Here is a 6,557-nt window from a genome sequence, read left to right as displayed (position 1 = left end):
GAACGGAGACAGCAAAGTAAACGTTGGCGATAAGATTACCTACACGTTCAAAGTAACGAACACGGGTAACGTTACCTTGACCAATGTTACGATCACGGATGACAACGCTACTGTTGTCGGCGGACCGATCGCTACGTTGGCCCCAGGTGCAGTTGACGGCAGTACGTTCACTGCGGAATACACCTTGACACAAGCGGATATCGATAAGGGCGGAGTTTACAACTTGGCTACAGCTACGGGCACAGACCCAGACGGCAGCCCTGTTACGGAGACCTCTACGGATCCGACACCTGTTGACCCTAACGATCCTAACCACCCGGGCGTTGACCCAGGTTGTCCTACCTGTACGATCACGGTGTTACCGCAAACCGGTGAAATGGAAATTATAAAAACTTCTTCAACGAGTGCTTCGTACAAAGTTGGAGATATAATAAACTATACCATTGTAGTTAGAAACACAGGTAATGTAACCCTACATAATATCGTGGTTACAGACAACAACGCTGATGTAACGAATGTAGGCACAGTATGGCGTTTAGCTGTAGGAGCAGATACCACCTTACTGGCGAAACATACGATAACGCAGGCTGACCTAGACAAGAGATATGTAGCAAATATTGCACATGGGATCGGACAAACTCCTAGAGGGGAAGACGTAGAGGATGACTCAAATAGCGGGAATCCATATACACCAAATGAGCCAGTCGAGCCTGGATGTCCAACCTGTACCATTACACCGATGCCATGGACACCAATCAAAGCGACGGATGATACACCTCCAAGCATCAATGGTAAGGACGGTGGTACAACTCCATCTGTATTAGAAAACGATGAGTTAGATAATGCAAAAGTTGATCCATCGGAAATCACATTGACACCAGGTAAGGTTGTTGATAAAGATGACAAACCGGTTACGGGTATTACGATGGATCCTACTACGGGTGTTATCACGGTAGATCCAGAGACACCAGCAGGGGAGTACACATATGAGTACACGATCTGTGAGGTCTTGAACCCAAGCAACTGTTCGACAGCTACGGTAACGATTAACGTTACTGCACCAGCGATCAAAGCAGTGGATGATAATTTCGGTCCTATCAACGGTAAAGACGGATCTACAAATGTAGGTAACGTATTGACTGGAGCAGGCGAAGATAGCTACAACGGTAAACCAGCAGACTTGAAAGATGTTGAGATCAACAAGATCAAGCCAGCTACACCAAACACAGGTGCTGTTAATAACAACGTACCGGTGTTAGATCCGACTACAGGTATCGTAAGTGTTCCACCGATGACCCCGGCAGGAACGTACGAAATCGAGTACACGATCGAAGATAAATTGAACCCGGGCAACGATGCTACAGCTACGGTAACAGTAGTGGTAGAACCGGCACCGATCAATGCAGAGAATGATACGCCGCCAAGCATCAACGGTAAAGATGGAGGTAAAACACCATCGGTACTGGACAACGATGAGTTGAACGGCAAACCAGTAGATCCTAAGGACATCACGTTGACCCCAGGTCAGCCTACAGGTCCGGACGGAAAACCAACAGATAAGGTAACGATGAACCCTGACGGTAGTGTTACGGTAGATCCGGAGACACCAGCGGGTGAGTACGAGTATCCTTACAGGATCTGTGAGGTCTTGAACCCAAGCAACTGTTCGACAGCTACGGTAACGATCACCGTTACTGCACCAGCGATCTCTGCGGAGGACGATACGTTCACACCAGTAAATGGTAAAGATGGCAAGACGAACGTAGGTAATGTGCTTAACAACAATGGTTCAGGTACGGACAACTACAACGGTAAACCAGCCGACTTGAAAGATGTTGAGATCAACAATATCAAGCCAGCTACACCAAACACAGGTGCTGTTAACAACAATGTACCAGTGTTAGATCCGAGTACAGGTATCGTAAGTGTTCCACCGATGACACCGGCAGGTACTTACGAGATTGAGTACACGATCGAAGATAAATTGAACCCAGGTAACAGTTCTACAGCTAAAGTAAAAGTTGTAGTAGACCCAGCGCCAATCTTGGCTACGGATGACAACCCAGGTTTGTTCAATGGTAAAGATGGCGGTAAAACACCATCTGTATTTGACAATGATAAATTGAACGGTAAGGATGTAGATCCGAAGGATGTTACTTTAACTCCAGGTAAGGTTGTTGATAAGGATGGTTACCCGGCAAAAGGTATCACCATGAATCCAGACGGTACAATTACCATCAGTCCAGAGACGCCAGCAGGCGAGTATGTTCATACGTACACGATCTGTGAGGTCTTGAATCCAAACAACTGTTCTACGGCTAACGTGAAGATCGTTGTTGAGGCTCCTTTGATTGAAGCAAAAGATGATAAGTCTGCGCCGATCAATGGTAAAGATGGCGGTACGATTCCATCTGTGCTTGAGAATGATTTACTGAACGGTAAAGTAGTTAACCCGAAAGATGTCACATTGACGCCAGGAACGGCAACAGGCCCTAACGGTCAACCGGCGAAAGGTATTGTGATGAATTCTGATGGAACGATTACAGTTAGTCCAGAGACACCTGCAGGAACGTATACTTATCCATACACGATCTGTGAGAAAGTGAATCCGAACAACTGTTCAAGTGCGGTCGCTACAATCACTGTAGTACCTGCACCTATCGTAGCAGAAGATGATAGGTTCGCACCGATTAATGGAGCAAATGGTGGTACTACGAAACCTGTATTCGAGAATGATAAGTTGAATAACAAGGTGGTGAAACCTAATGAAGTCAAATTAACTTGGGTTGATAATGCACCTGCCGGCTTAACATTGAATGCTGATGGAACGATCACGGTAGCGCCAGGCACAGTAGCCGGTACACACCAAGTTAAGTACCGTATCTGTGAAGTGTTGAATCCGAACAACTGTGATGATGCTGTAGCAACTATTGTTGTTGCACCAGCACCTATAAACGCAGCGGACGACACGTACAAAGTAGAGTGGAGCCGTGATGTAATTGTGACCGAGTCGGTATTAGTAAATGATAAGTTTAACGATGCACCGATTGACTTGAGTAAAGTGACGTTGACGCCAGGTGTTGCGAGCAACCCAGGATTGAAAATGAATCCTGACGGTACGATTAGTATCGCACCAAGCACAAGACCAGGAACGTATACCTATGCGTACACAATCTGTGAGGTATTGAATCCGAACAATTGTAGTACAGCGGTAGCAACCATTACGATAGAAGCGTCAGCGCTATTTATTCCAAATGTGTTCACACCGAATGGCGACGGTACAAACGATACGTTTGAGATTGTTGGTCTAGAAGGATTTGATCGTGTATCTGTTGTAATTGTGAATCGTTGGGGTAATGAAGTTTACCGTAGCGAGAACTATGATAACACATGGACAGGTAGAGGTTTGAATGAAGGTACATACTACTACATCATCACACCATACAAAAACGGTAAATCTGAAGTAATTAAAGGTTGGGTGTTAATTAAAACCCGATAACATAGGAAACCTCATGAAGTACGTGCTTCATGAGGTTCTTTCTACGAATAGGTATAAAGTTTTTTCAAAAATGATGAATAGAAGATTCAAATATTTTGCTTTGGGATGCATGCTTTTGGCAGGTGTAAAATCTTATGCACAACAAAGTATCCAGTTCACGCAGTATATATTTAACTCCATTTCTGTAAACCCTGCTTATACAGGTTATAAAGAAGAGTGGTTTGGACAGATGGGCCTTCGGAGCCAATGGACAGGATGGGACGGTGCGCCGAAAACAGGTTCAATTTCCATTGATGGCGTGGTAGACCCGATTAACAAACGCCATGGCGTGGGTTTACAGGTTACATCGGACGGTTTAGGTGCCCAATCGGCAACTTCGATGTATGCTAATTATGCACTTCGTTTGCAGCTTGATGATGAGGATACGCAACGTCTATCGTTGGGGGTTGCTGCAGGGGTTACGCAATATGGTTTAGATGGAAGAAAGCTTCAAGCTGTGGAAACGGGCGATGTGGTTATTCCGAACGGAAAAATCAGCTCTTGGAAACCAGACGTTCGTTTAGGGGTGTATTATTATAATCCGGTTTTTTACGCAGGTTTGGCGGTACAAGATTTATTCGCAAATTCGTCTAGTAATGATGAATTTCGTTTCAACTCGAATTCCTTAGAAAGTTTACACCGTAATGTAAGTGCTTATTTTATCGGTGGTGCTTTAATCGGCTTGGAAGAAGGATTACTATTGAGACCAAGTATCTTGATTAAGGATGATTTCAAAGGCCCGACTTCAGTGGATGTAAATGCGATGCTTATTTTCAATGATAAATTCTGGATTGGTGGAGGATATCGTACACGTGCAAAAGTTTTCAATAGAGAATATTACAGTGCATCGCCATTGAAATTGTCTGCGACAAACGCAATAACGGCGATTACACAGTTTTACGCCACAGATAGATTACGTATCGGTTATTCTTATGATGTAATGTTGAACAGAATGAGTGGTTTACAAAATGGAACGCATGAGATTACCTTGGGGATTACATTTGGTCAATCATTGCGTACCATGTTAAGTCCGCGTTACTTCTAATTTTTAATCTTTTCACAGGAGAGTACTATGAACATGAGAAAAATATTATTGGGTTTGTTGTTATCAGGAGCGCTATTTAATGGTGTTCACGCACAAGAACAACCTAGCCTTCGGAAGCGAGCAGATGATTTGTTTAACCGCTTGGAATTTTCTAAAGCGCTGCCGATTTATGAGCGTTTAGCGAATGCTAAAAAAGTGAAAGTCGGTGACTTTGAAAAGATTGGTCAAGGTTATTTGTACTTGAAACAATATGAGTTAGCTGAAAACTGGTATGCGCGTGCGATCCAAACAGAAGGACACAGCAAAGATGCATTATTGGGTTATGCGGAAGCTTTGAAACAGAACGGTAAATATGCGGAAGCAAAAGTACAGTTCCAAAATTATAGCGCGCGATTTGGTTCTTCTGAAAAGATTCAAATTGAGCTTGCTGGTTGTGATTCTGCAACGGTGTGGATGGCCAATCCACTGAATTATAAGCTGAAGAATGAAAAGGGTATCAATACAGATCTTTCTGAGTTTTCAGCAGTTCCAGCTTCAAATGGTGTGCTATATGCAGCAGAACCTAAAATGGGTGGATCGGGCAGAAGTGCAATGACAGGACAAGGGTATCTGAAAGTTTTTGCGGCGAGTCGCAACGATGCTAATTTAGAAATGCCTACGATTATGGCGGGTAGTTTTAATGGTGCTGCTTATCACGTTGGTCCTATTCTTCCGAATAGAAATGAAGATGCTCTTTATGTGACACGTACTTATCCGGGCAAAGATGCTGAAAAGTTTAAGGCTGAAGGGGTACGCTTTAAAAAGCAAAACCTAGAGCTAAAGATATATAAAAAGAACGGTAACGATTGGTCGGAAGAGGATTTTGCATACAATAATGTAAAGGAATACTCTTTAGGTCATGCGGCGCTGAGCGACGATGAGAAAACTTTGTATTTTGCATCGGATATGCCGGGAGGTCTGGGTGGTGTTGATATTTGGTTTAGTACGCTTCAGGCGGATGGTAGCTGGGGTAAGCCTGTAAACGCTGGCCGTGAAATCAATTCAGCGGGTGATGAGATGTTTCCTACGGTGTTAGGGAACAAACTATTCTACTCGAGTAATGGTTTTCCAGGGATGGGCGGATTGGATCTTTTTGTAGCGGAAGGTAGTAATGGGAATTTCAAAGGACGTAAGAATTTGCAATACCCATTGAACTCTGCATCGGATGATTTCTCTTATGTCGTGGCTGCTACTGATGCAGGAAGTAATGTATATGGATATGTATCTTCGAATAGAATTGGTGGTGTAGGAAGTGATGATATTTACTCGTTTAATTACACGAAGCCTAAAATCAAAATTATCTTAAATGGCTTTACATATGATAAGAAAACAAGGGCAATCCTAGAGGATTCTCGTGTAAGTTTATTAGGTGTAAGCGGCGATATCATCGCGCGTAAATTGAGCGATGGAAAAGGAAACTTTGTGTTTGAGCTTGATGCAGGTACAGCGTACCGTGTGAATGCAGAACACACCGGTTATATGAGTGACTCCACTAGAGTGGCAGCGGTGTATCCGCAGCGTGATACGGTTATTAATGTGGCCCTATATCTGCAACCTATGTATAAGGCGGGTGATAAGATTGTGTTGGAAAACATCTACTATGATTTTGATAAGCATAATATCCGTAAAGATGCCGCAGATATCCTCGACCACTTAGTGCGTGTGATGCGTGATAATCCAACCATGAAGGTGGAACTGTCTAGCCATACGGATAGTAGAGGTAGCGATAGCTATAATATGCGTTTATCACAAAACAGAGCAACTTCTGCTGTAGAATATGTGATTAGTCGCGGTATTTCGAGAGATCGTATTATAGCGAAAGGTTATGGTGAAACAAGGCTTGTGAATAAATGCAGCAATGGTGTTAGTTGTACGCCTGCTGAACATCAAGCTAATCGCCGTACTGAGGTGGAAGTCTTAGAGTTTTAATTGAAA

3 protein-coding genes are annotated in these 6,557 nt (G+C 43.6%); all 3 read left to right on the top strand.

What is annotated here, in order from left to right; all coding sequences use genetic code 11:
• Positions 1-3,499 (top strand): DUF7507 domain-containing protein (locus B9Y69_RS12895; protein ID WP_144036571.1); only part of this gene is annotated, 3,499 nt, incomplete at its 5' end.
• A 70-nt stretch (positions 3,500-3,569) separates the two neighbouring features.
• Positions 3,570-4,583: a PorP/SprF family type IX secretion system membrane protein gene (locus B9Y69_RS12890; RefSeq protein WP_085473378.1), complete on the top strand. Its 1,014-nt coding sequence runs from the start codon at positions 3,570-3,572 to the stop codon at positions 4,581-4,583.
• A gap of 33 nt (positions 4,584-4,616) precedes the next feature.
• Positions 4,617-6,551: an OmpA family protein gene (locus B9Y69_RS12885; RefSeq protein WP_085473377.1), complete on the top strand. Its 1,935-nt coding sequence runs from the start codon at positions 4,617-4,619 to the stop codon at positions 6,549-6,551.
• The last annotated feature ends 6 nt before the right edge of the window (positions 6,552-6,557 follow it).

This window comes from Sphingobacterium psychroaquaticum (assembly GCF_900177625.1).
Lineage (GTDB): Bacteria > Bacteroidota > Bacteroidia > Sphingobacteriales > Sphingobacteriaceae > Sphingobacterium > Sphingobacterium psychroaquaticum.
Note: the sequence above shows the minus strand (reverse complement) of the source record. Positions and strands in the feature narration are given on the sequence as shown.